The organism is Streptomyces sp. iso_384 (assembly GCF_056172905.1).
The window spans coordinates 3,890,418-3,913,040 of the sequence record NZ_JBWBTT010000001.1; the positions used below are offsets into that span (position 1 = coordinate 3,890,418).

The following is a 22,623-nucleotide window of genomic DNA, read 5'->3' on the forward strand; positions in this document are numbered from 1 at the left end:
TCCGGAGCACCGGACCGCCCCGCGTATCCGGCCGGGCGAGGCCCCCGGACGCGGGAGCGTGCACGCGGTCATGAGAAGAGGAGACGCGCCATGGGTGGACGACTTCAGGGAAAGACGGCGCTCGTCACGGGCTCGACGAGCAACATCGGGCAGGCCATCGCCGAGGCGTTCGCCGCCGAAGGGGCCCATGTGGTCGTCTCGGGCCGCCACCGGGAACGGGGGCTCGCGGTCGTCGGATCGATCCGTGCGGCCGGCGGACGCGCGGACTTCGTGGCGGCCGACCTCGACGGCACCGCCGCGGTATCCGGGCGGCTCGCCGAGGAGGCCACCAGGGTGCTGCACGGCCGCGTCGACATCCTGGTCAACAACGCCGGGATCTTCCCGGGCTCCACGACCGTCGACACGGACGAGGACACCTTCGACCGCGTCTACGCGGTGAACGTCAAGGCGCCGTTCTTCCTGACCGCCGCCGTCGCCCCGGCCATGGCCCGGGCGGGCGGCGGGGCCGTCATCAACCTCGGCTCATGGGTCGCCCGCCTCGGCATCCCGGTCGGCACCCTCTACAGTTCCACCAAGGGCGCGATGGAGACGCTCACCCGGGGCTGGGCCGCCGAGTTCGGCCCGCAGGGCGTACGGGTCAACGCCATCTCCCCGGGTGTGATCGCCGCGCCCGCGGTCCGGGACAGCGGGACGCACCCCGCCCAGGTCATGATGAAGGGCACCCCGGCCGGCGACATCGGAGCCCCCGAGGCCATCGCTCACGCCGCCGTCTGGCTGGCGAGCGACGAGGCGACCTTCGTGCACGGCACGGTGGTGGACGTCGACGGCGGACGGGTCGGCGCCGCGGTCATCGCCGCCTGAGCCCGCCGGGAGGGCCGCCTCCGAAAAGCGATGGGCTTGCCCGTGCCGATGTGGAACGGTCGCGTCATGAGTTCTGTGCGATATGACGTGTTGCGCCGGCAGTTCGACCTGACCTGGTCTCTCTTCGAGTACCACCTCGAGCGGCTGCAGCCGGACGACTTCCTGTGGGAACCGCCGGCCACGCGCTGTTGGACCGTGCGTCAAACACCTGAGGGAAGTTGGGTGCCGGACTGGGCGGAGACGGAGCCCGATCCGGTGCCCGTTCCGACCATCGGTTGGCTCGGCTGGCATATCGGTTGGTGGTGGGACGCCGCGATCGAGCACGCCAACGGCCGCGATCCGCGCCCTCGTACCGACGTGACGTGGAGCGGTGATCCTCACCGCGTGATCGAGTGGCTGCGGGAGCTCCGGTCGGCGTGGCTGGTCGTGCTGGAAGGCATCACCGATGCTGATCTCGACGCCCCGGCCCGTTTCCCGTGGCAGGACGATCCGGCCCGCACGGTGGCCGACATGGCGGCCTGGGTGAACGCCGAGCTGATGAAGAACGTGGCCGAGATCGGCCAGCTGCGGATCCTGCGCGCTGCTCGGTCCGAGAAGTAGCTCCCCGGCTTCCCTCGGACGAACCGCTCGGGCGATCCGCTCGGGCGATTTGCTCGGACGAACGTGGCCAGTCTCGAGGCCGGGTGCCGGTGAGGCTGTCAGGGCTTCTTCAGTCGGTCGTTTCCTCCAGCGCCGCAAGGAGCCAGTCGTGCGCGGACCCCGGGGTCGGCTCGGGACGGCCGCCGGGAGCGCTGATCACCTCGGCCGTCAGGTCCCAGTACCGGTCGATGCGCGGATCGGCCGCCAGCCGGCCGGCCAGCACCCGGCGGAAGGCAGGCGTGTCGTGGGCGCCGTACGTGCGGGCGTACGCGTCCACGAATCCGTCCAGCGCCTCACCGGGAGCGGGCTCCGCCCCACGGCGCAGCTCACCGCCCGCCAGGTCGTACGCCTCGGCAAGCCCCGCGTACAGCACGGCCGGCGCGCGGGCCCCCGCGACGCCGTGCGCCCGGGGCTGGGAGGAGCCGCCGCCACCGTCACAGGGGCGGGTCACGAAGGCGTGCAGCCAGGCGAAGGCGAGGACCTGGGCCGGCCGGGGATCGTCGGGAGGATGCGGCACCGCCGCCTCCAGGAACGCGGTGACGGAGCGGGCGGGCATACGGGCCGGCAGCCATGAACGCCAGAAACGGGCCAGCGACGCGGTGCTGGGAGGGGCGGCGACCGCGCCGACCAGCCGTAGCCGGGCGGGCCGTTCGGTCGGCGCGCACTCCTGCACCAGCCGGAGCGCCGCCTCTCGCCAGCGCAGCGCCGCGAGTTCGGAGCCCAGCAGACGCAGCCGCCCGGCCACCGCATCCTCCAACGCACCACCCGTACCGTCCGCGCCTCCCGCCCCGGCCCCGTCCCGCTCGTCCTGCTCGTCGAGGATGCGGCGCACTTCGGGAACCGGCAGGTCGAGGCCGCGCAGCGAGCGGATCAGCGCCAGCCGCCCCACGGCCTCCGGGGCGTACCTGCGGTGACCGCCGGCGCTGCGGGACGCCTCCGGCAGGAGCCCGCGGTCCGAGTAGAAGCGGACGGTCTTGACGCTGACGCCCGCGTGCTCGGCCAGTTCACCGATGGTGCACAGGCCGTCGTACGACGAGAACACTTGAACCTCCACCAGGGGGAGTTCCTACGGTACCGGCGAGCGCTGCCGGAGGTTCGGGCCGGTGCGCGGGAGACATCGTGACGAGGAGGGGCCATGACCGTATTCATCCTGGTGGCCGGGGCGTTCACCGGGCCGCACGTGTGGCGGGACACCGCCGCGCGCTTGACCGCGGACGGCGCCGAGGTGCGCATCGCGGCGCTCACCGGACTCGGCGGACGCGCCGGCGGCCCCGGCGGGACCATCGACCTGGAGACGCACATCGACGACGTGCTCGCGGTGATCGACGCGGTGGTGGCGGAGGGGGAGCCGGGGAAGGAGATCGTGCTCGTCGGCCACGACTACGGCATCCACCCGGTGCTCGGCGCGTCGGACCGGCGGGCCGCGGCGATCGCCCGGATCGTGCATCTCGACGCCGGGATGCCGCAGGACGGTGTTCCCGCCCTGGCCGCGGTGCCCGATCAGTGCCTGCGCGAGGAGGTGGCGGAGCGGGCCGCCGGAAGCGGGGAGGGGGCGGGCGGCGGTGAGCTGCCGCCCCCGGCCCGGGACGCGTGGTCCCGCTGGGGCAGCACCGCGGGCCTCTCCGAGGCGGCACTCGACGGGCTCACCGCCCTCGCGGCGCCGCAGCCACTGGGCACGCTGCTCCAGCCGCTGCGACTCACCGGCGCCGTGGCCGCGGTGCCGGTGACCGGGGTGCTGTGCACCGGCAACGGGCCGGGCGTCGGGATGCTCCAGATCATGGTGGACGTCGGCGATCCCGCCCTCCGGGCCCTGGCCGACGCCCGGGTGGCCTTCTTCGAACTGCCCACGGGGCACTGGCCGATGCTGTCCTGCCCCGCCGAACTGGCCGCCACCCTGATCGAGGCCGCCGCCGGTGCGGGCCACAGACTGACCTCCGACGCCGCCGGCCCGCCCGCCCATCTGCGGCCGTTCCTCCTCGACGTACCGGAGCGGCCCCGCGAGCGGACCGGGAACACCGACCTGTATCCGCCGGACGGTCCGGGTCCGCACCCGGCGGTGGTGTTCGTGCACGGCGGCCCGGTGCCCGCCGACGCGCGGCCCACGCCCCGGGACTGGCCGACCCTGACGGGATACGCGCGGTACGTCGCCGGGCGGGGAGCCGTGGGCGTGACGCTCGACCACCGGCTGCGCTCCGTGGCCGACTACGGGACGGCCGCCGGGGACGTGGCCGACGCGGTGGAGCGGGTGCGCGCCGATCCGCGTGTGGACGCCGACCGGGTCGCGCTGTGGTTCTTCTCGGGCGGGGGCCCGCTCGCGGCGGACTGGCTGGCGAAGCCCCCGGCGTGGCTGCGCTGCGTGGCGGCGAACTACCCGATCCTCGCGCCGCTGCCGAGCTGGGGACTGGCCGACACCCGCTTCAACCCGGTCCGGGCGGTTTCCGGTGCCGGTCACCTGCCCGTCGTACTGGTCCGGGCCGGACGCGAGATGGTCGAGATCGCCGCGACGGTCGAGGAGTTCCTGACCGAGGCCGCCCGCTGCGGGGCGAACGTCGAGATCGTCGACGTACCGGAAGGACGCCACGGCTTCGAGACGCTCGACCCGACCGACGAGGCGCGCGAGGCCGTGCACCGCGCGGTGGACGCGGTGCTGGCCCGTCTGAAGGGCTGACGGTCGCGACGACGTCGCGCCGCGACGAGCGGGGCCCGGCCGATGGCGTTCTCGGCCGGACCCCGCTGCGGCAACGGTGGGATCCGGGTGGGCGCAAGACGGAAAGGGCGAAACCGGGGGACTACTCGATGACGAGCTCGACGTCGATGTTGCCCCGCGTGGCCTTGGAGTAGGGGCAGTAGGCGTGCGTGGCCTCGACCAGCTTCTGCCCGGCCTCGCCCGCGAGGGAGTCCGGCAGCTCCACCCGCATGACCACCGCGAGCCCGAAGCCGTCGCCCTCCTTGCCGATGGAGACCTCGGCGGTCACGGAGGCGTCCTTGGTGTCCAGCTTCATCTCGCGGCCGACCGCGGCCATCGCGCTGGCGAAACAGGCCGCGTAGCCGGCGGCGAAGAGCTGCTCGGGGTTGGTTCCCTTGCCGTTGCCGCCGAGGGCCGGGGGCATGGCGAGGGGCAGGTCGATCTGACCGTCCGAGCTGACGGCACGGCCCTCGCGACCGTTGGCGGTGGCGGCGGCGGTGTACAACGCGTCCATGGGTGACCCTCCTCTGGAGCCCCGACCGGGATGGTCGCGGCCACTGCCATAAAGATTGCACACAACTGAATTGTGCACAACTCAATGGCGTGGTCGACGGTACGCTGGTTCCATGACCACTGCTCCGAGCGCCTCGCCCGAACTGCCCGCCGTCCCCGACGCGGAACTGCTGCGGCTGGACCATCAGGTCTGCTTCTCGCTGCACGCCGCGTCGCGAGCGTTCGGCGGCTTCTACCGGCAGGCGCTGAAGGACCTCGGTCTCACCTACTCGCAGTACCTGGTCATGCTGGTCCTGTGGGAGCACGGCCCGCAGTCGGTCAAGGCCGTCGGGGAGCGTCTGAAGCTGGACTCCGGGACCCTCTCGCCGCTGCTGAAGCGACTGGAGACCGCCGGGCTGGTCCGGCGCGAACGCAGCCGTGAGGACGAACGCTCCGTCCTGATCGACCTGACCGACGAGGGCACGCGACTGCGCGAGCGCGCACTGTCCGTCCCCCGTGGCGTGCTGGCCGCGACCGGCCTCTCCCTGGACGAGGTCCTCGGGCTGCAGGACGTGCTGGGCCGTCTCACCACCGCCCTGGGGGAGGCTGCCGACGCCTACTGATCCAGGGCGTCGGCGATGCGCTCGGCGACGGCCTGCCGCATTGCGGGGTCCAGCCGGTCCGAGGTGAGGGATTCGTACAGCCACAGGCCGTCGGCGGCCAGGCGGAGGATGAACCGGTCGAGCGCGGCAGGATCGTCGGTGGCCGATGCCGATGCCGATGCCGATGCCGATGCGGATGCAGGGCCCGGTGCCGGGGGTGGGGGCGGCGCCCACCGTTCCGTCACGGCTTCCCAGACGGCCGCGTGTGCCGTGTTCGTCGACCCTTCGAGCATGAGCAGCAACTCGGCCCGGGTGGAGCTCTGGATGGCGACCCGTGTGTACGCGGCGAGCCGCTCGTCGCGGGTGGCCTCGGCGGCGGGCTTCCCCGCAGCCGCGATCAGATCGGCTTCCCACCGGTCGGCCAGATGCTGGTGGATCGCCTGGATGAGGTCGTCGCGCGAGGCGAAGTGGTAGAGGAGGCCGCCCTTCGTCAGTCCGGCCTCCGCGGCGACGGAGTCGAAGGTGACGCTCTTGACGCCTTCACGCTGCACGACCCGGGTGGCGGCGTCGAGGATCTGGGTTCGTTTGCTGGTTCGCATGGTTGCTCCCTGCTGCCGTCGGGGTGCGGTCCGCCGGATCGGTGGACGGTCGGGTTGTTGGGCCGCGGTCGGGTCGGTGGGCTGTCCGATCGGTGATGTGGGCGGCTCGTCGGCACGCGGGGCTCAGTGCTGCGCGGGGCCGGACATGGCCGAGCCGGGGCCGTGGCGGCGTAGCAGAAGCCCGGTCGCCAGCGCGCCGATGGCGAGGGCGGCGGCGACCACGATCATCACGGCGAGATACGCCCCGTCGAACGCTTCCGAGGCCGCCGTGACCAGCGGGATGTTGGTCCGTGCCCCCTCGTCCGCCAGGGCGAGCGCGCTGTCGAGGCTGTCGCGTGCCCGGTCGGAGACTCCGGCGGGGAGGTTGATGGTCGCGGAGTACACGGCCGTCAGCAGGCTGCCGAGGAGCGCGACCGCGACCAAGCCGCCGAACTCGTAGGAGACCTCCTCGACGGACGAGGCCATGCCCGCCCTGGCGGCAGGAACGTTGCCCATGATCGCGCTCGAGGCGACGGACATGGCCGCACCGAGGCCGCCGCCGGTGATGACCAGTCCGGTGACGAGGAGCGGCGTGCTGGTGGCGAAGTTCATCAGGGCCACCACGGTGCCGACGGCTCCGAGCGTGAGGCCTCCGGTGATGAGGGGCAGCAGGCCGACGCGGTGGAGGATCGCACCCCCGAGCATCGCCGTGGGGAACGCGCCGACGGCGACGGCCGCGACGAGGTATCCGGCCCGCAACGGGGTGAAGCCCTCCACGAGCTGGAAGCGCTGCGTGGTGGCGAGTTGGATGCCGGCGAGGGCGAACAGCGCGAATCCGGCGGCCAGCACACCCGCGAGGAAGGCACGGTTGCGGAAGATCGCGAAGTCCAGCAGAGGGTAGGGCAGGCGGTGCTGGCGCCGGGCGAACGCCCACCCGCCGACCGCGGTCGCGAGGAGGGCGGCGGCGATGACCGCCGGAGCGGGGTCGACCTTCGCCGTCTCCTTGATCGCCATCACCAGGCCGACCAGGGCGACGAGCGCCAGGAGCGAGGAGGGGAGGTCCCACTGCTTGGAGGGATCCGGATCGTTCGGGGGAGCGAGGGCCAGCGTGGCGACGACCGCCGCGACGACGACGGGGACGTTGATGATGAAGACCGACCCCCACCAGAAGTGCTGCAGCAGGATCCCGCTGACGATCGGGCCCAGCGCGCTGCCCACGACCGCCATGGTTCCCCAGATCGCGATGGCCACGTTGCGCTCGCGCTCGTCGTCGAAGGTGACGCGGATCAGGGCCAGCGTGGCGGGCATCATCGCGGCGGCCCCGACGGCGAGGAAGGCCCGCGCGGCGATCAGCGCCTCCGGGCTGGTGGAGAACGCCGCGACGAGCGAGGCCGCACCGAAGACCACGAGGCCGATCAGGAACATCCGCCGGTGCCCCACCCGGTCGCCGAGCGTGCCGCTGCCCAGCAGCAGGCCGGCCATCACGACCGGGTAGGCGTTGATGATCCAGAGCCCCTGGGAGCTGCTCGCGCCGAGATCCTCGACCAGCGTCGGCAACGCCGAGTACAGGATGGAGTTGTCCAAGGTGATCAACAGGAGGCCCGCGCTCACCACGGCCAGGAGCAGCCAGCGCCGCTTCGTACTGATGATCATTCCCGTGAGCCTCACTGTGATAACCGCCCCGATCGCCGTAACTGTACCTTACGAAAGGTATAGTTATGGGCGTGATGACAGGTGATCCTGTCGTTAGGCCATGGAGACATAAAGAATTGCTCATAGGAATGGTGACAGCTAAAGATGTCGCATGGATGATGTGAGGGCGATCCCCACCCCTGATCAGAGCGATGACACCTTCTGGGCCACGGTCCTGACCCCGGTGGACCCCGCCTGGACCGAGCCCCGCGACGACGACACGTTCGCCATGGACGAGCAGGTGCTCGACGCGGCCCGGGCGCTGGCCGAACGGATCTCGACGCGCGCACTCGCGTACCGCTCCGCCGGTAAGCCCTTCGACGCCGCGCTCATGGCCGCGCCCGATGTGCAGCTGGCGATGCTGCGCTCGCTCTACGAAGCCAAGCGGTCCGTCGACCGGCTGGCCGAGAGTGCGGCCACCGTCGCCGGACGTGGCGGCTCCAGCTACGCGCAGCTCGGCGCGGCCTGGGGTGGCATCAAGCGCCAGTCGGCCCGCCTCAAGTGGCCCCACGCGGTGCCCAAGAAGTCCGCCAGTGAGTCCATCCCACTCCACTACGCGGGCGGCGACGCCGTCATCCACCACGACCCGGGCGCCGACGCCTGGTGGTACACCGCCACGGGCGCCGACCTGCAGGAGGAAGAGTCGGAGGCCGTCCACGGCACGCCCGCCGAGGCCATCGCACGGGCGACCGAGTTCCTGCTGACCCACGCCGGGCCGTTGCGGAACGAGACCGGGTGACGGGGAAGTTCGGCTTGTCCGTCGTTCCGGCGTCGCACTACCGTTGCCGGTGTGGATCTCTCCGCACACTCGTGGAAAGCGCTGCGTGAGGCCGTCGCCGGACTTTCCGACGAGGGGTTCGACCGGCCGCCCGGCTGCACCGGCCGTCCGGCTGCACCGGCTGGCTCGTGCGGGACCTCGTGTGTCACCTGATCATCGACGCGCAGGACGTCCTGATCACCCTGGTGACACCCGCCGAAACGGAACCGACCCGTGACGCGGTGACCTACTGGACCGTCTCCGGTACGCCACCCACGGGCGCCGATCCGCTCGACGCCCTGACCGTGCGGCTGGCGGCCGCCTACCCGGACCCGGGTCTGCTCACGTTCCACCTCGACGACGTGGGCTCCGCCGCGGGCCGCGCCGCCCGGCTCGCCGATGCGGATCTCCGGGTCAGCACCTGCGGCGAGGTCCTCACCGCGGGCGACTACCTCTCCGCGTACGTACGGGAGTGGACGCTGCACCACCTCGACCTGGTCATGCACCTCCCGGACGCGGCGGGGCCGCCCCCGGAAGGGCTCGCCCGGTCCCGTGACGTGGTCGAGAGGATCAGCGGGGCCGCGTTCCCCGCCTCGTTCTCCGACGAGGACGTGTTGCTGGTCGGCACCGGCGGCGGGCTCCGACCGACGCCGAGACATCCGAACTGGGCGACCTGGCGGAGGCCCTCCCACTCGTTCTCGGCTAGCCGCCCGCCGGTGCCCGGTGCCCCGGGTGCCCAGTACGCGGTCCCCGTCTTCGGCTCTCGGCCGGAGCTGCGGTTGGGTGGACGCCGGATGCGGCGAAACGCCTGTTGGGGCGACGGATGGACCGGCCGGCGACGGTCGAGGAGAAGGCCCGGGCCGCGACCGACCGGCTCGCGGCGATCGACAACGGTGAGTTCCCCCTGGACGAGCAACCGGCCGAACTCCTCAAGGACGAGCGGGCCATGGCACGGCGCCGGTAGGCCCGGCCTCGCGAGGATCGAGACGCCGTTGGAGACCGTGGCACCATGTGTCGCATGATGACGAACCGAAAGGTCCATGCCGCGTAGACGGCCGGGGCAGGTCCGCGCCGGCGCCCGCGGCAGCCACCTCGCAACGGGTGCGACGTCGGTCATCGACGGCTTGTCCTCGCGTGCACTGTCCGAGATCGGCCGCCTCGAGCACACCTGCAACTATCTGCAGCCAGGCGACGTCAGCACGGCTGTGGGCCTGTGGAAGAACTACGTCCACCAGCCCGAGCGGGATCTGTGGCACGACTACGAGTGGGGCAACGTGCACTGGCACTGCTGCGGCAACCCCCTCGAATCCCGAGCCCTCCTCGACACCGTGATGCAGGCCCTGTCACCCCGAAGTGCCCGCGAACTCCGCAAGGTTGTCAGCCGGGCGGACGCCGTCTGGAGCCGTCCATCCCCTCCTATGGCGCGGACAGTGGGTTGAGAACAGGCTCGAAGAGCGTTTCGTCCTGGCGGGTCTGTTTGATATCTCGGGCGACGAAGTGGCTTGGGGCGCGTGATCGCGGGCCCGTACGGCCTGCGGTTGAAGGCGGGATTGTCCGTGGAGGCAAGGAAGGGCGCCGGGAATGGTCACCAGGGGATAGCGCGACCGCTGCTCAGCAACGGTGGCGCCGTGCCGTTCGTCCCGCGAACATTTCCATCACCCTTCTTCGACGTTCCGGCGGCGAAACACCCCCGCTGGGACGCAACGCCCTTTCAGGCCCCGCCCGCCCCGGCCCGGAAGTCCCAGGCCTCGATGTCGCGGTAGTGGATCGGCCCCGGGCCACGGCCGATGTTGCTGCCGACCAGGTGGAGGCGCCCCGCCTCCCAGCTGCGGCCTTCGAACCCGGCCAGCCCGGCGGCCGCCTCCACCGTGGCCGCATGGTCGCCCCGGCGGGAGCGGGCCAGGGTCAGATGCGGCCGGAGCGGCCGATCAGGGAAGGCGACACCGCACTCCCTGACGAGGGCGCGTACGTCGATGGCGAGCCGGTGCAGCCCTTCGAGGTCCCCCGTGACCCCGGTCCACAACACCCGCTCGTCGAAGTGCCCGCCGCCGTGCAGTGCCAGCCGCAGCGGCGCTTGTCGCGTCGCGAGCGCGGCGAGCGGCGGCATCAGGGGCGGGACGGCGGTGACCGGAAGCTCGCCGAGGAACGCCAGGGTGATGTGCCAGTCCTCGATACGGTTCCACCGCATGTGGGGGTAAGCGTCGTAGGCCGGTCGCAGCGCCTGCGCCAGCTCTTCCTTCGCTCCGTCGGGCGGGGCGAGCGCCAGGAACACGCGGGTCGTCGTGGCCTGGACGCGTTCGTCCGCAGAGGCGCCGGTCACGGCTTCGAGCGGTTCGTTCACCTGCCGTACCGTACGTGCCGGCCACGCCCACCTCGTAACGCGGGGTCGACAACGTACGCGGGCGGGCCGACGCCGTACCGGGCCGCGCGCCGAGGCGAACCCGGCGCACCGAGGAAGCGGCTCGGCGCGGCCGTCAGCCGAGATGGTCCGTGCGCCCCTCGTCGTCGAGCTCGAAGGGGCCCCGGGGACGATGCAGAATCCGTGGCTGAGAGTCGTCCACCATGCCGAGCGGTTCTCCCAGGTACGCCCGCGCCACGCGAGCTTCAGCCGCCCGCCCGTGCCGGTGTCCCCGCCGGGCCCGCCGCCGTAGTTGTCGTCCGGAACCGGGCCCGGTAGTGGGTGGGGGAGAGGCCCAGCGTCTGCTGGAACGCCCGGCGCATCGTCTCGGCCGATCCGAACCCCGCCCCGTCGGCCACCACCTCGACGGGATCGGTGCCCGAGGCCAGCAGGGTTTGGGCGGCCTCCAGACGTACGGACTCGACGTACTGGGCGGGCGTGAGCCCGGTCTCGTTGCGGAACAGCCGGCTCAGATGCCGGGCGGACACCTTGCCGCGCCGGGCCAGTGCGGCCGGGGAGTGCCGGCCGGGTCGGCGCTCACCGCGTCCATGGCTGCCCGCACGGCGGGATGCGTCGCCTCACGGGGCCGCAGCCGGGCGCTGAACTGGGACTGGCCGCCCGGTCTGGCCATGAACACCACGAGCTCCCGCGCGGTGTCCCGGGCCGGATCGGCTCCGTGGTCCTCCTCCACCAGGGACAGCGCCAGGTCCATGCCCGCGGTGATGCCCGCCGAAGTGATCACGGGCCCGTCGCGTACGAAGAGGGGGTCGGCCTCGACCGTCACCGCGGGGTAGGCGGCGGCCAGTTCACCGGCCAGCCGCCAGTGCGTCGCCGCTCTGCGGCCGTTCAGGAGACCTGCCTCGGCCAGTACGAACGCGCCCGCGCACACGGACGCCACCCGGCGGGACCGCTCGGCGAGATCCCGTACCCCGGCCGTCAGCTCGGCGTCGGCCACCGCCCGCCGCCAGTCCCGTCGGCCCGGCACCAGCAGCGTTCCGAGCCGCCCCGGGAGACTGTCCAGGGTCCCCTCGACCCCCAGCCTCACCCCGCCGGAGGTCCGGACGTCCTTGCCGGTCACCGAGACGATCCGGACGTCGTAGCGGCCCCCGTGGCCGTTGGCCGTGGAGAACACCTCCGCCGGGCCGGTGACGTCGAGGAGCTGAACGCCGTCGAACGCCACGACGGCCACCAGGTGGGGGCGGGCGGCCCCGGTCATTCGGGCCAGGGGGAGTCGAGGATGGTGCGGACGAAGTCGCCGCGTTCGAAGCCGGGGACGTAGTGCTCCAGGACATCGGCCTTGACGTTGCCGAACGTCGTCTCCGGCTTCGGACGGATGCCGTCGGTGAACGCCCCGAGGATCCGCTGTTTGAAGTCCGGCCGGGGGTGGAGCGCGACGATCTCCGCCCGGTCGGCCGGTGCGAGGTCCTCGTACCCGATACCGAGTACGTCGTACTCGACCCCGGCGGTCACCAGGGCCACCTCGGGCTCCATGAAGGCCGGGATGCCCGGAGTGGTGTGCAGGGCGATGGCGGTCCAGACCCGCCGCACGCTGTCCTCCGGAACCCCGTGGGCCTGGAGGAAGCGACGCGCCTCGTCCGCACTGTCCACCTCGAACCGCCGACCGCTGGAGCGGAAGGGCTCGGCCAGACCGAGATCATGGAACAGGGCGCCCACATAGAGCAGTTCGGGATCGAAGCTCAGATCGCGGTGCTGCCCCTGAAGGGCCCCGAACCAGTAGACGCGGCACGAGTGGTGGTAGATCAGCTCACTGGTGGTGTCCCGCACCAGCTCGGTCGCCTCCCGGGCGAGCGTGGTGTCCGGAACGCGTACGCGGGACGTGAGCGATGTACCGGTCGAGGCGCCCGTCGAGGCGCCGGTCGGCGTGTGGCCGGACGTGCGGTTCGACGGGCCGGTCGACAAATCGGTGGCCATGAGTCTCCACCCCTTCCTGTCTTCTTCCGGAACATCCGGAATGCCCCACATGGCCGAGGATCCGGCCGCTCACTCCAGCATCGGCTTCCGGCACGGAGCACGCCATGTCCCGAGGGCCGTACATCCCACAGATCAGGACATGGCTTGGGTCCAGGCCGGAGTCCATACGTCGGCCGGCGGCTCCGGCCGCACCCGCACGAGGTATCTGCGCAGCGCCGCCAGTACCGGGTGCAGGTTGTCCGTCCGGTACAGGAGCGTGTGCGGATAGACCGGTGTCGGCCCCACGACCGGGATCCGCCGCAGGTCATGGGTGGTCGGCCAGACATATCTGTCCCGGGACCCGACGAGGGTGGCCAGCGCGGCGGAGTCGGCGATCGAGTCCATCAGCGCCTCGGTTCCGAAGTCCGGCCCGACCGCGTCGACGCGCAGACCGAAGTCCTCCGCGAGCTCGTCGTAGTAGGCGGCCCACTCGGTGCCCCGTTTGATGCCCGGGATCCAGATCCGGTGCCCGGCCAGGTCCGCCGGGGCCAACGACCGGGCGGCGGCCAGCGGGTGGCGCGGCCCGACGAGAAGCTGCAACGGATCGTCCAGGACGCGCTCGGCGCCGATCCCTTCGGGCAGCGTACCCGCGGGCACGGCGCGGAAGGTCGCGTCGACCTCGCCGGCCCGCACGGCCTCGGCCGCCCCGGCCACGTTCGCGTCGGCGAGGGTCACCACATCCAGGTCCGTGCCCGGGTGCGCCTGGTAGAAGCCGCGTACGGCCAGTGCCGGGGCGATACGCCGATGGAGCACGTCCACACGCAGCATCCGGTCCCCGGGCCGCACCGAGGCGGCGGCCCGCTCCACGGCCCGCAGGACCTCGCGGGCGTGCGGGAGGAAGGCCTGTCCGTCCGGAGTGGGGCGGGCCCCACGGGCGGTGCGGACGAACAATGTCACCCCGAGCGCGCGCTCCAGACCCGCCACGCGCTTGGAGACGGCCTGCTGGCTGATGCGCAGGTCCACGGCGGCTTCCTGGAACTGTCCGGTGTCCGCGACGGTGACGAAGGTGCGTACGGCTTCGATGTCCACGCCCCGAACCCTATGCCCCCTCAACTGTCGGTTGTGGCTCACCGACGACACGGTTGTTGGATCACAGGCATGCTCGGCTGGTCGAATCCCACCGTCAACGATCGGTTGTGACGGAAGGTTGATTCATGGCAGGGCAACAGTCGGCGGGGCAGGAGCCGGCAAGGGAAGAGCCCGAGGGGCAAGAGAGGGCACGGCCGGAGCTGGGGCGTTCGTTCGGATGGCTGTGGGCCGTGTTCAGCGCCTCCACGGCCGGCACCTGGCTGGGATTCGGCGCGTTCCCGCTGATCGCGATCCAGGTGCTGCACGTCGGCCCGGCCGAGGTCTCTGCGCTGGCGGCCGCCGGCCTCGCCGTCGGAGCGCTCCTCGCGCTTCCGCTCGGCCCCTGGGCCGAGACCCGGCGCAAGAAGCCGGTCATGGTCGTCACCGACCTCGTACGGTTCGGCGCCCTGCTGACGATCCGCTCGCCCACTTCACCGGCATGCTGACCTACACCCAGCTGCTGACCGTCTCCGTGATCGGTGCGGCGGCGAACATCGCGTTCACCTCCGCCGCCGGCGCGTATCTCAAGCAGCTCGTGCGCCCGGATCATCTGTTGGTCGCCAACGGCCGTTTCGAGACGACCACCTGGACCGCGACGGCGGTCGGCCCGACCCTGGGCGGCGCGGCGATCAGCCTGTTCGGCCCCGTCGTCACGGTGATCGCCAACGTCGTCGGGTTCCTGCTGTCCGCGCTCGGGATCGGTGCGATCCGGCAGAAGGAGGCCGATCCCGAGCGCGCCCGGACCGAGAAGTTGCGGGCCGCGGACCTGGTCCAGGGCTGGAGGTTCATCCACGCGGACCCGCTGCTGCGCCCGCTGTTCCGGAACACCGTGGCCGTCAACGCCCTGATCATGGCCACCGAACCGCTGATGGCGGTCCTGCTGCTGGACGACCTGGGCTGGGCCGCCTGGACCTACGGGCTCGCGTTCGGCCTGCCCTGCGTCGGCGGGTTCGTCGGCGCCCAGGCCGCACCGCGTCTGGAAGCCCGCTACGGACGACGCCGCGTGCTGAGGACTTCCGGGGTCCTGCGGGCCCTGTGGCCCGTCGGGCTGTTCTTCGTCATGCCCGGGACCGGCGGAGTGCTCCTGGTCATCGCCGTCGAACTGGCCCTGATCACCTGCATGGGCGTGTTCAACCCGCTGTTCGCGACGGAACGCCTCCAGCGGGTGCCGGCCGACCGGGTGGGCCGGGTCCTGACGGCCTGGCAGGTGACCGGTGTCGGGGCGATCGCGTTGCTGACCGCTCTGTGGGGCGTCCTGGCGGCCCTCACCGACGCGCGCATCGCGATCGGCGTCGCCGGCGTGCTGCTGCTCGCGACGCCGTGGCTGCTGCCGCGTGGGGGCGAGGGCCAGGGCCGGCCCCGTACCAGCGGCCCGGAGGAGCCGGCCCTGATTACGGCCCGAGCGGGCGCGCCGGGCTCCGGCCACTGACCACGGCCCGAGCCGGCCCGGACGCCGTCCACGGCCCGAGCCGCCCGCCCGGCCCGGATTCAGGAAGCGGCCGCGTCGGCCCGTTCCGGGGCGTCCGGGCCGGCAGGCCGCGAAGTGCCCTCCGCAGTGCGAGTGCCCTCCGCTGTGCGAGGGCTCTCCGGAGGGTGAGGGCTCTCCGCGAGGTGGAGGTTTTCTGCGGCGTGGGCCCGACGCACCGGCCCCCGGAGCAGCACATAGACGAACAGAGCGGCCATGACGGCGACCCCGGCCCACATGGCGTTCTGCCAGCCGTCGACGAACGACTGCCGCGCGGCGCGGATCAGCTCCTGTGTGTACGGGCCGGCTCCGTCCGCCGCCTCGACGGCGTTGGCGACGCCTTCGCGCGCGCTGTCGGCCGGGCCGTCGGGGGCATCGGCGAGCCGCGAGTCGATGGCGCCGCGATAGCCGGAGGACAGCAGCGCACCGAGCAGGGCGACCCCGAGCGCGGTGCCGAACTCCCGGGTCACGTCGTTCAGCGCGGACGCGACCCCCTGGCGCTCTCGGGGCAGCGCACCGGTGATGGCTTCGGTGGAAGGCGTCATCGCCAGCCCCATGCCCAGGCCCATCGCCAGCATGCCGGGCAGCACGGACAGGTAGCCGCCGTCCACGGAGACGATCCCTGCCATCAGCGCGAGCCCCGCTCCGGCCAGCAGGATGCCCGTGGCCATGGTCGCGCGGGCGCCGGTCCGTACGGTCAGGTGGGGTGCGAGGCCCGAGGCCATCATCATCAGGACGGCCATGGGCATGAGGGCCAGCGTGGACAGCAGCCCCGACCAGCCGAGGACGGCCTGGAGGAACGGGAACAGGACCACGAAGATGCCCGCCTGGACGCCGAAGACGACGAGAAGCGTGACCGAGCCCCCGGCCAGTGCGCGCTCGCGGAACAGACGTACGTCCAGGAGCGCGGTATCCCCGCGGCGCAGCTCCTGGGCCACGAAGCCGATGGCGGCGAGTACTCCGACAGCGAGGCCGACCAGTGTCACGGGTGAGGACCAGCCGCGCTCCGGCCCCTCCTGGAGAACGAAGATGAGCCCGACCACGGCCACGGCCGAGGTCAGTGCGCCGCCGGCGTCGAACCCGTGCCGGGACACCTCGCGGGAGTCGGGAACGAAGCGCAGCGTCATGACGAGAGCTGCCGCGCCGAGCATCAGCGGCAGGACGAACAGCCACCGCCAGCTCGCCACGTCGACCAGTGCGGCGGAGAGGAACATGCCCAGTACGCCTCCGCCTCCGGCGACCCCGGTCCACACGCCGATCGCCCGCCCCCGCTCGTTCCGGGGGAACGTCGTGGTGATCACGGCAAGGGTGATGGGCATGATCATCGCCGCGCCCACCCCGCTGAGCAGCCGTGCGCCGAGCATGACCTCGGCCGACGGCGCGAGACCCGCCGCCGCGCCGGCCACGCCGAACACGACGAGACCGGCCACCAGGACGGGCTTGCGGCCGAGCCGGTCGCCGATCGCGCCGAGCGGCAGCAACAGGGCGGCCAGGCCGAGGGTGTAGATGTTGATGATCCACAGGATCGTGCTCTGCGAGGCGTCGAAGGCGACGGCCAGGTCGGGCTGGGCGACGTTGAGGCCCGAGACCGAGGCGATCACGGCCATCAGCGCGAGGCACACGGTGAGCAGGATCGTGCGGCGTCGGCGCGCATCGAGCACGCCCTCTCCCTCGTCCGCGCCGGACAGGCGCGGTGCGCCGTCCGGATCGACACGCACCGGACCGGGCTGGTTCGTACTCATGGATACCTCTTCCGTGCGAGCCCACTTCTTCCGGGGGCCGAGCACGAACGAAGCTAAGCGTGACTTGCTCCAATGGCATACGATCATGCCTATGACGCAAGAAGATGGTGAGCTGGACAGCCTGGTACGCAAACGCATCCGCGCCCTGCGCGTGGCCCAGGGCTGGTCCCTGGAGGAGCTGGCCGCCCGCGCGAAGGTCAGCCAGTCCACACTCAGCCGCATCGAGAACGGCCGCCGCCGTCTGGCCCTGGACCAGCTCGTCACCCTCGCCCGCGCCCTGGACACCTCCCTCGACCAGTTGGTCGAGACCGCGTCCGACGACATCGTCTCCAACGCGATGATCGACGGAGCACATGGTCAGATGCGGTGGCCCATCAAGGCGGAACCCGGCATGACCGTCATCCGCCAGCGCATGACCGAGCCCCCGCCCGACAACCCCGCGCGCCTGCGCGCGCATCCGGGCCGTGAGTGGCTCGTCGTCCTTTCCGGCACCGCGATCCTGCTCCTGGGCAACCGGCGCCTGCGGATCGAGACGAACCAGGCGGCGGAGTTCCCCACGATGCTCCCGCACGCGATCGGCGCCGAGGGCGGACCGTGCGAGCTGCTGGGCATCTTCGACCGGGACGCCCGCCGCGGCCACCAGCGGGGCGAAGGCACGGACAAGGCGGACCGCCCGGCCCGGCCAGGGCGGAGCCTCCCGTGACGAGTGCCGGAGTACGCGGACCGGGGCCCCACCGATCATCACGACCGGCGGGGCCCCGGCCCGTGCGGCCGGCCACCCGCAGGAATCAGCGAATCACCAGCTCAGCGAATCACGCGGGGTCGACGCGGGAGACGGCGCCATTGCTGCCGAGCACGTACAGCTCGCCGTCACCGCCCTCCACGAAGGAGATGACCTCGCCGGCGCTGACCCCGAGGTCGCCCACGCCGGTCACCTCGCCGTCCGCCATCTGAAGCGTACGCAGGGTGCCGTCGCAGTAGTCGCTGAACACATAGCTGCCCTGAAGGTCCGGGAGCGCCTCGCCGCGGTAGACGAATCCGCCGGTCACCGAGCACCCGAGCCCCGTACGGTCGTACTCGTGCACCGGCGGGACGTGGTTCGCGGGTTCCGTGCCGCCCCGGAAGGGATGCGTGCCCTCCATGGAGGACCAGCCGTAGTTCTCGCCGCCCTTGCTGTCCGCCGGGGCCCAGTCGATCTCCTCCCAGTCGCTCTGGCCGACGTCGCCGATCAGCAGGTCGCCCGTGTCCGCGTCGAAGGAGAACCGCCACGGATTGCGCAGCCCGTACGACCAGATCTCGTCCTTCGCGTTCGCGTCGGCCACGAACGGGTTGTCCGCCGGGATGGCGTACGGTTCGCCGCCGCTCGGGTCGATCCGAAGCAGCTTGCCGAGCAGGGTGTCGAGCTTCTGCCCGTTGCCGTGCGGGTCGCCGCCCGAGCCGCCGTCGCCGAAGGCGATGTACAGATAGCCGTCGGGGCCGAACTTGATGTCGCCGCCGTTGTGGTTCGCGTACGGCTGGGGCTGGGTGAGGACCGTCCGCCGTGTGTCCGGCTGGAGTTGACCGTCCTCCACGGCGAACTCGTCGATCGTGCTGGTGCCTTCGAGGTCGGTGAACGAGATGTAGAAGTGCGCGAAGGTCTTGTCGAACGCGACGCCCAGCAGGCCGCGTTCGCCGTCGGTGGTGGTCTCGTCGGATATGTCGAGGACGGGTGAGCCGAGACCCGAACCGTCCAGGACCCTTACGGTTCCCGCACGTTCGGCGATCCACAGCGTGTCGTCGGGGCCGGCCGCGCCGGCGGACGGGCCCTGGGCCTTGGCCACTTCGGTCAGGGAGGCGTTCACCGGTTGAACCGGGGCGGCGGGCTCGTCGGCCGACGCCGTGGCCAAGGCCAACGACGTGACGAGGCAGAGCGTACCGATGATCGCCGAGCTTCTGGTGCGAAATTTCACCGTGGCCTCCTGGAGGCGGCGAATGGGGGGAGATCACCCGGCTGCTCGAGCGGAGTTGAGTGGGGGCACGAGCCGGCAGGCAACCTGGGTGGGGGAAGGGTGTGTCACCGGCTACAGGTGAGGATAGGGGGACTTGCACGGCCTGGCCTAGACCAGCGTTACGGCATCTTCTTCCGCAGGACGCTCCGCGGCGCGCTCCACGGCGAGTTCCGCAGTGCGTTCCCCGGCGGCCCGCCCCCTTCGCAAGTCGGTAGTCGGCCAAACCTCGACGCGAACCCGACCGGTGACGCACGCGTGCCGACGTCCTCGCTCCCTGGTGGGAGCGCTCCATCTGCCCTCAACTACCGCGCAATGCAAGGTGATTGCGTTGGGATGCTTGACAGTCATCGGATGCACCGTCAGTTTGGGAGCGCTCCCACAAGCGCGCTTCCTCACCCGCTTCGCCCCCACCCGCTTCGCCCTCACCTGCCTCCCCCACCCGATTCCCCTACTTCTCCCTTCCCGAGCGTCACGGACCCCTGAACCCGTCCGTCGATACCCGCGACGGACGTACGAGAGGAACACGGAGCCGCAATGAGAATCCGAGGCACCACCCCGCACGCACCGCGCAGAAGGACGGCCGCCGCACTGTCCGCCCTGATCATGGGCGCATCGCTCGCGGTCGCCGTCCCCGGACAGGCGTCGGCCGCCGTCCGCGTCGACAACCCCTATGCGGGCGCCACCGCGTACGTGAACCCCGACTGGGCCGCCAAGGCCGCCGCGGAACCCGGCGGCGGAGCCATCGCGAACGAGCCGTCGTTCGTCTGGATGGACCGCATCGCCGCCATCGAAGGCACACCCGGCGCGCGAGGCTTACGAGCGCACCTCGACACGGCCGTGAGCCAGGGGGCCGACCTCTTCCAGGTCGTCGTCTACAACCTGCCGGGGCGGGACTGCTCCGCGCTCGCCTCCAACGGCGAACTCGGCCCCACCGAACTCGACCGCTACAAGAACGACTACGTCGACCCCATCGCCGAGATACTCGGCGACCCCGCCTACGCGAGTCTGCGCATCGTCACGCTGATCGAACCGGACTCGCTGCCCAACCTCGTCACCAACGCCGGAGGCACGGCCGGTTCGACGCCCGAGTGCGCCACGATGAAGGCCAACGGCAACTACGAGAAGGGCATCGGCTACGCCCTGCACACGCTCGGCGCCCTGCCCAACGTCTACAACTACGTCGACGCGGCCCACCACGGCTGGCTCGGTTGGGACTCCAACTTCGTCCCCGCGGCCGAGCAGTTCAAGAAGGCCGCGACGACGGAGGGCGCCACCGTCGCCGACGTACACGGCTTCATCGTGAACACGGCGAACTACTCGGCGCTCCGGGAGCCCCACTTCGCGGTGACCGACTCCGTGAACGGCACCACGGTGCGCCAGTCGCGCTGGGTGGACTGGAACTACTACGTCGACGAGCTCTCGTTCGCCCAGGGGCTGCGCACCGAACTGGTCCGCCAGGGCTTCGCCGCCGACCTCGGCATGCTCATCGACACGGCCCGCAACGGCTGGGGCGGCTCCTCCCGGCCCACCGGCCCCGGACCGCTGACCGGCGTCGATGCCTATGTCGACGGCAGTCGCACCGACCGCCGCATCCACGCGGGCAACTGGTGCAACCAGAGCGGCGCGGGCGTCGGCGAGCGGCCCACGGTTGCACCCGAGCCGGGGATCGACGCCTACGTCTGGGCCAAGCCCCCGGGCGAGTCCGACGGCAGCAGCGAGCCCATCGACAACGACGAGGGCAAGGGCTTCGACCGGATGTGCGATCCGACGTACACCGGCAACGGCCGCAACGGCTTCAACCTCACGGGCGCCCTGCCCGACTCCCCGGTGGCCGGGCACTGGTTCTCCGGACAGTTCCAGGAGCTGCTCCGCAACGCCCACCCGCCGCTCGACGGCGGCAGCGCACAGCGCGGATAGCGCCGGCCGGCAGGTCACCAGGGCACCGGCCCACGGCGATCGAGGCGCACGTGCCGCACCCGACGGGATCAGCCCCGTCGGGTGCGGCACAGTGAGGTGAGCGGTGCAGCGCGGTACGGTGCGCCGCGGTCGGGCGACCGCCCGACTCCGTCACCACCTGCCCGCGCCGTTTCCCGAAGCCGCGGCGCCGGGCCCGTCACCCCGGGCGGCCGGTGTTGAGTCGGGCGGCCTGGCGCGTCAGGTGGGCGCGCTCGGCGAGGTTGGGGGCCTTGTGGGCGGCCTCCGCGTAGAGCCGTGCCGCCGTCGTCAGATCACCGTCACGCTCGTGGAGATATGCCGCCACCGCGGTGTGGCGGGGCAACGACTCGCTCAGCGCGGCGAGTTCGGCCAGCCCGGCGCGCGGACCGTCGGCCTCGCCGACGGCCACCGCCCGGTTGAGCCGGACGACCGGGCTGTCCGTCAGGCCCGCCAGCTCGTCGTACCACTCGACGATCTGCACCCAGTCCGTCTCCTCGGCCGCCTGAGCGTCGGCGTGGAGCGCCGCGATGGCTGCCTGGGCCTGGAACTCGCCCAGCCGGTCGCGGACGAGTGCCGCCTGCAGGATCTCCACCCCCTCGGCGATCATTACGGTGTCCCACTGCCCCCGGTCCTGCTCGGCGAGCGGCACCAGGCTCCCGTCCGGCGCGGTCCGGGAGGCGCGCCGGGCGTGGTGGAGCAGCATCAGGGCGAGCAGCCCCGCCACCTCCGGGTGGTCGATCGCGGCCGCGAGCTGCCGGGTGAGCCGGATCGCCTCGGCGGCGAGGTCGACATCACCGGAATAGCCCTCGTTGAAGACCAGATAGAGGACGCGCAGCACGGTGGCGACATCGCCGGGCTGATCGAACCTCACACCGGCGACGGTGCGCTTCGCCCGGCTGATGCGCTGCGCCATGGTCGCCTCGGGCACCAGATAGGCCCGGGCAATCTGGCGGGTCGTCAGCCCGCCGACGGCACGCAGCGTGAGCGCTACGGCCGACGACGGCGTCAGCGACGGATGGGCGCACAGGAAGTAGAGCTGGAGCGTGTCGTCCGTCGCGGGCGCGGGTCCCGGCGCGGGATCCTCGTCGACGCGGTCCTCCCGCCGCCTGCGGGCGGCCTCGGCCCGGGTCGCGTCGAGGAACCGCCGCCAGGCCACGGTGACCAGCCAGCCCTTCGGGTCCCGCGGCTGCTCGTCCGGCCAGACGCGGACCGCCTCGACCAGGGCGTCCTGCACGGCGTCCTCGGCCGCCGCGAAATCCGCTCCGCGGCGGACGAGGATCCCGAGGACGCTCGGTGTGAGACTGCGCAGGAGAGCCACGTCCATCGAGGCGTCACTCCGTGACGGTGGGCGGCGCGGTCAGGAACGGGCGTACCTCCAGCCACTCGTGGATCGGCTTCCCACCCGCCCCCGGAGCGGCCGACAGCTCACCGGCCAGCTCGACGGCACGGTCGTAGCCGTCGACGTCGATGATCATCCAGCCGGCGATGAGGTCCTTGGTCTCGGCGAACGGGCCGTCGGTGACCGGCGGCCGGCCCTCACCGTCGTACCGGACCCACGCACCCTCGGGGGCGAGCGCCTGACCGTCGACGAACTCCCCGGTCTTCTCCAGCCGGTCCGCGAAGTCCTGCATGTACTGCATGTGCGCCGAGATCTCCTCGGGCGTCCACCGGTCCATCGGTACGTCGTTGACCGCGGCCGGGGCTCCGCGGTAGTGCTTCAGCAGCAGGTACTTGGCCATGGTCATACTC

Annotated in this window: 21 protein-coding genes and 3 pseudogenes; 11 read left to right on the plus strand and 13 right to left on the minus strand. The window is 71.9% G+C overall.

What is annotated here, in order from left to right; all coding sequences use genetic code 11:
• Positions 1-90: 90 nt before the first annotated feature.
• Positions 91-861, plus strand: a complete 771-nt coding sequence (locus tag AC0VY3_RS17335) for an SDR family NAD(P)-dependent oxidoreductase (RefSeq protein ID WP_103512248.1) — start codon at positions 91-93, stop codon at positions 859-861.
• A gap of 66 nt (positions 862-927) precedes the next feature.
• Positions 928-1,461, plus strand: a complete 534-nt coding sequence (locus AC0VY3_RS17340; RefSeq protein ID WP_103512247.1) for a DinB family protein — start codon at positions 928-930, stop codon at positions 1,459-1,461.
• Between the two features lie 109 nt (positions 1,462-1,570).
• Here AC0VY3_RS17340 and AC0VY3_RS17345 read toward each other — a convergent pair whose 3' ends face one another.
• Entirely contained in the window at positions 1,571-2,542 is a 972-nt protein-coding gene (locus AC0VY3_RS17345) for a MerR family transcriptional regulator (RefSeq protein WP_475551692.1), read from the minus strand.
• A gap of 93 nt (positions 2,543-2,635) precedes the next feature.
• On the opposite strand from AC0VY3_RS17345, the gene AC0VY3_RS17350 reads away from it, so the two are divergent.
• Positions 2,636-4,168 carry an alpha/beta hydrolase gene (locus AC0VY3_RS17350; RefSeq protein ID WP_475549966.1) on the plus strand — a complete coding sequence of 511 codons (1,533 nt, stop codon included), beginning with the start codon at positions 2,636-2,638 and terminating at the stop codon, positions 4,166-4,168.
• 121 nt (positions 4,169-4,289) lie between these two features.
• Here the strand turns inward: AC0VY3_RS17350 and AC0VY3_RS17355 are convergent, their stop codons facing one another.
• Positions 4,290-4,700: an Ohr family peroxiredoxin gene (locus tag AC0VY3_RS17355; RefSeq protein ID WP_475549967.1), complete on the minus strand. Its 411-nt coding sequence runs from the start codon at positions 4,698-4,700 to the stop codon at positions 4,290-4,292.
• 112 nt (positions 4,701-4,812) lie between these two features.
• Here AC0VY3_RS17355 and AC0VY3_RS17360 point away from each other — a divergent pair, with 112 nt between their 5' ends.
• Positions 4,813-5,301, plus strand: coding sequence for a MarR family winged helix-turn-helix transcriptional regulator (locus AC0VY3_RS17360; RefSeq protein ID WP_103512243.1), 489 nt, complete (start codon positions 4,813-4,815; stop codon positions 5,299-5,301).
• Here the strand turns inward: AC0VY3_RS17360 and AC0VY3_RS17365 are convergent.
• Complete coding sequence (locus AC0VY3_RS17365; protein ID WP_475549968.1) at positions 5,295-5,879, minus strand: TetR/AcrR family transcriptional regulator; 585 nt, start codon at positions 5,877-5,879, stop codon at positions 5,295-5,297. The two genes, AC0VY3_RS17360 and AC0VY3_RS17365, sit on opposite strands and share 7 nt — an antisense overlap.
• A gap of 123 nt (positions 5,880-6,002) precedes the next feature.
• Positions 6,003-7,511, minus strand: a complete 1,509-nt coding sequence (locus tag AC0VY3_RS17370) for an MFS transporter (protein ID WP_475549969.1) — start codon at positions 7,509-7,511, stop codon at positions 6,003-6,005.
• A gap of 151 nt (positions 7,512-7,662) precedes the next feature.
• Here AC0VY3_RS17370 and AC0VY3_RS17375 point away from each other — a divergent pair, with 151 nt between their 5' ends.
• From AC0VY3_RS17375 to AC0VY3_RS17390, 4 genes and pseudogenes are all read left to right on the plus strand, one after another.
• Positions 7,663-8,289, plus strand: a complete 627-nt coding sequence (locus AC0VY3_RS17375; RefSeq protein ID WP_103512240.1) for a hypothetical protein — start codon at positions 7,663-7,665, stop codon at positions 8,287-8,289.
• 51 nt (positions 8,290-8,340) lie between these two features.
• Positions 8,341-9,013: pseudogene (locus AC0VY3_RS17380) on the plus strand (maleylpyruvate isomerase N-terminal domain-containing protein).
• Positions 9,014-9,130: 117 nt separating this feature from the next.
• Positions 9,131-9,271: a hypothetical protein gene (locus AC0VY3_RS17385; RefSeq protein ID WP_475549970.1), complete on the plus strand. Its 141-nt coding sequence runs from the start codon at positions 9,131-9,133 to the stop codon at positions 9,269-9,271.
• A gap of 160 nt (positions 9,272-9,431) precedes the next feature.
• Positions 9,432-9,746, plus strand: coding sequence for a hypothetical protein (locus AC0VY3_RS17390; RefSeq protein ID WP_475549971.1), 315 nt, complete (start codon positions 9,432-9,434; stop codon positions 9,744-9,746).
• 272 nt (positions 9,747-10,018) lie between these two features.
• On the opposite strand, the gene thpR is transcribed toward AC0VY3_RS17390, so the two are convergent.
• The 5 genes from thpR to AC0VY3_RS17415 form a co-directional block, all read right to left on the minus strand.
• Positions 10,019-10,648, minus strand: a complete 630-nt coding sequence (gene thpR, locus AC0VY3_RS17395; RefSeq protein ID WP_103511102.1) for an RNA 2',3'-cyclic phosphodiesterase — start codon at positions 10,646-10,648, stop codon at positions 10,019-10,021.
• A gap of 263 nt (positions 10,649-10,911) precedes the next feature.
• A complete protein-coding gene (locus tag AC0VY3_RS17400) occupies positions 10,912-11,193 on the minus strand; it encodes a helix-turn-helix domain-containing protein (protein WP_475549972.1) in 282 nt (93 codons plus the stop codon).
• Positions 11,175-11,921 carry a GlxA family transcriptional regulator gene (locus AC0VY3_RS17405; protein WP_475549973.1) on the minus strand — a complete coding sequence of 249 codons (747 nt, stop codon included), beginning with the start codon at positions 11,919-11,921 and terminating at the stop codon, positions 11,175-11,177. The genes AC0VY3_RS17400 and AC0VY3_RS17405 overlap by 19 nt, the downstream gene beginning before the upstream one ends.
• Entirely contained in the window at positions 11,918-12,637 is a 720-nt protein-coding gene (locus tag AC0VY3_RS17410; protein WP_103511103.1) for an HD domain-containing protein, read from the minus strand. Before AC0VY3_RS17410 ends, AC0VY3_RS17405 begins: the two co-directional genes overlap by 4 nt.
• A gap of 132 nt (positions 12,638-12,769) precedes the next feature.
• Positions 12,770-13,705: a LysR family transcriptional regulator gene (locus tag AC0VY3_RS17415; RefSeq protein ID WP_103511104.1), complete on the minus strand. Its 936-nt coding sequence runs from the start codon at positions 13,703-13,705 to the stop codon at positions 12,770-12,772.
• Positions 13,706-13,830: 125 nt separating this feature from the next.
• Here AC0VY3_RS17415 and AC0VY3_RS17420 point away from each other — a divergent pair.
• A pseudogene (locus AC0VY3_RS17420) lies at positions 13,831-15,173 on the plus strand (MFS transporter).
• Positions 15,174-15,232: 59 nt separating this feature from the next.
• Here the strand turns inward: AC0VY3_RS17420 and AC0VY3_RS17425 are convergent.
• Entirely contained in the window at positions 15,233-16,951 is a 1,719-nt protein-coding gene (locus AC0VY3_RS17425; RefSeq protein WP_475549974.1) for an MFS transporter, read from the minus strand.
• 91 nt (positions 16,952-17,042) lie between these two features.
• Here AC0VY3_RS17425 and AC0VY3_RS17430 point away from each other — a divergent pair, with 91 nt between their 5' ends.
• Positions 17,043-17,654, plus strand: a complete 612-nt coding sequence (locus AC0VY3_RS17430) for an XRE family transcriptional regulator (protein WP_103511106.1) — start codon at positions 17,043-17,045, stop codon at positions 17,652-17,654.
• Positions 17,655-17,763: 109 nt separating this feature from the next.
• On the opposite strand, the gene AC0VY3_RS17435 is transcribed toward AC0VY3_RS17430, so the two are convergent.
• On the minus strand, positions 17,764-18,900 hold the full coding sequence (locus tag AC0VY3_RS17435) for a PQQ-dependent sugar dehydrogenase (RefSeq protein ID WP_475549975.1): 1,137 nt from the start codon (positions 18,898-18,900) through the stop codon (positions 17,764-17,766).
• A gap of 573 nt (positions 18,901-19,473) precedes the next feature.
• Between AC0VY3_RS17435 and AC0VY3_RS17440 the strand changes: the two are divergent.
• Positions 19,474-20,841, plus strand: a pseudogene (locus AC0VY3_RS17440) (glycoside hydrolase family 6 protein); the annotation flags it as partial.
• A gap of 211 nt (positions 20,842-21,052) precedes the next feature.
• On the opposite strand, the gene AC0VY3_RS17445 reads toward AC0VY3_RS17440, so the two are convergent.
• Together AC0VY3_RS17445 and AC0VY3_RS17450 are read right to left on the minus strand one after the other, a co-directional pair.
• A complete protein-coding gene (locus AC0VY3_RS17445; protein ID WP_475549976.1) occupies positions 21,053-22,198 on the minus strand; it encodes an RNA polymerase sigma factor in 1,146 nt (381 codons plus the stop codon).
• Positions 22,199-22,205: 7 nt separating this feature from the next.
• Entirely contained in the window at positions 22,206-22,613 is a 408-nt protein-coding gene (locus AC0VY3_RS17450; protein ID WP_103511109.1) for a YciI family protein, read from the minus strand.
• Between the last annotated feature and the right edge of the window lie 10 nt (positions 22,614-22,623).

Coding starts and splice junctions, on each gene's coding strand:
- AC0VY3_RS17335 (WP_103512248.1), top strand. CDS start 91: ATGGGTGGACGACTTCAGGGAAAGACGGCGCTCGTCACGGGCTCGACG.
- AC0VY3_RS17340 (WP_103512247.1), top strand. CDS start 928: ATGAGTTCTGTGCGATATGACGTGTTGCGCCGGCAGTTCGACCTGACC.
- AC0VY3_RS17350 (WP_475549966.1), top strand. CDS start 2,636: ATGACCGTATTCATCCTGGTGGCCGGGGCGTTCACCGGGCCGCACGTG.
- AC0VY3_RS17355 (WP_475549967.1), bottom strand. CDS start 4,700: ATGGACGCGTTGTACACCGCCGCCGCCACCGCCAACGGTCGCGAGGGC.
- AC0VY3_RS17360 (WP_103512243.1), top strand. CDS start 4,813: ATGACCACTGCTCCGAGCGCCTCGCCCGAACTGCCCGCCGTCCCCGAC.
- AC0VY3_RS17365 (WP_475549968.1), bottom strand. CDS start 5,879: ATGCGAACCAGCAAACGAACCCAGATCCTCGACGCCGCCACCCGGGTC.
- AC0VY3_RS17370 (WP_475549969.1), bottom strand. CDS start 7,511: ATGATCATCAGTACGAAGCGGCGCTGGCTGCTCCTGGCCGTGGTGAGC.
- AC0VY3_RS17375 (WP_103512240.1), top strand. CDS start 7,663: ATGGATGATGTGAGGGCGATCCCCACCCCTGATCAGAGCGATGACACC.
- AC0VY3_RS17385 (WP_475549970.1), top strand. CDS start 9,131: ATGGACCGGCCGGCGACGGTCGAGGAGAAGGCCCGGGCCGCGACCGAC.
- AC0VY3_RS17405 (WP_475549973.1), bottom strand. CDS start 11,921: ATGACCGGGGCCGCCCGCCCCCACCTGGTGGCCGTCGTGGCGTTCGAC.
- AC0VY3_RS17410 (WP_103511103.1), bottom strand. CDS start 12,637: ATGGCCACCGATTTGTCGACCGGCCCGTCGAACCGCACGTCCGGCCAC.
- AC0VY3_RS17425 (WP_475549974.1), bottom strand. CDS start 16,951: ATGAGTACGAACCAGCCCGGTCCGGTGCGTGTCGATCCGGACGGCGCA.
- AC0VY3_RS17430 (WP_103511106.1), top strand. CDS start 17,043: ATGACGCAAGAAGATGGTGAGCTGGACAGCCTGGTACGCAAACGCATC.
- AC0VY3_RS17445 (WP_475549976.1), bottom strand. CDS start 22,198: ATGGACGTGGCTCTCCTGCGCAGTCTCACACCGAGCGTCCTCGGGATC.
- AC0VY3_RS17450 (WP_103511109.1), bottom strand. CDS start 22,613: ATGGCCAAGTACCTGCTGCTGAAGCACTACCGCGGAGCCCCGGCCGCG.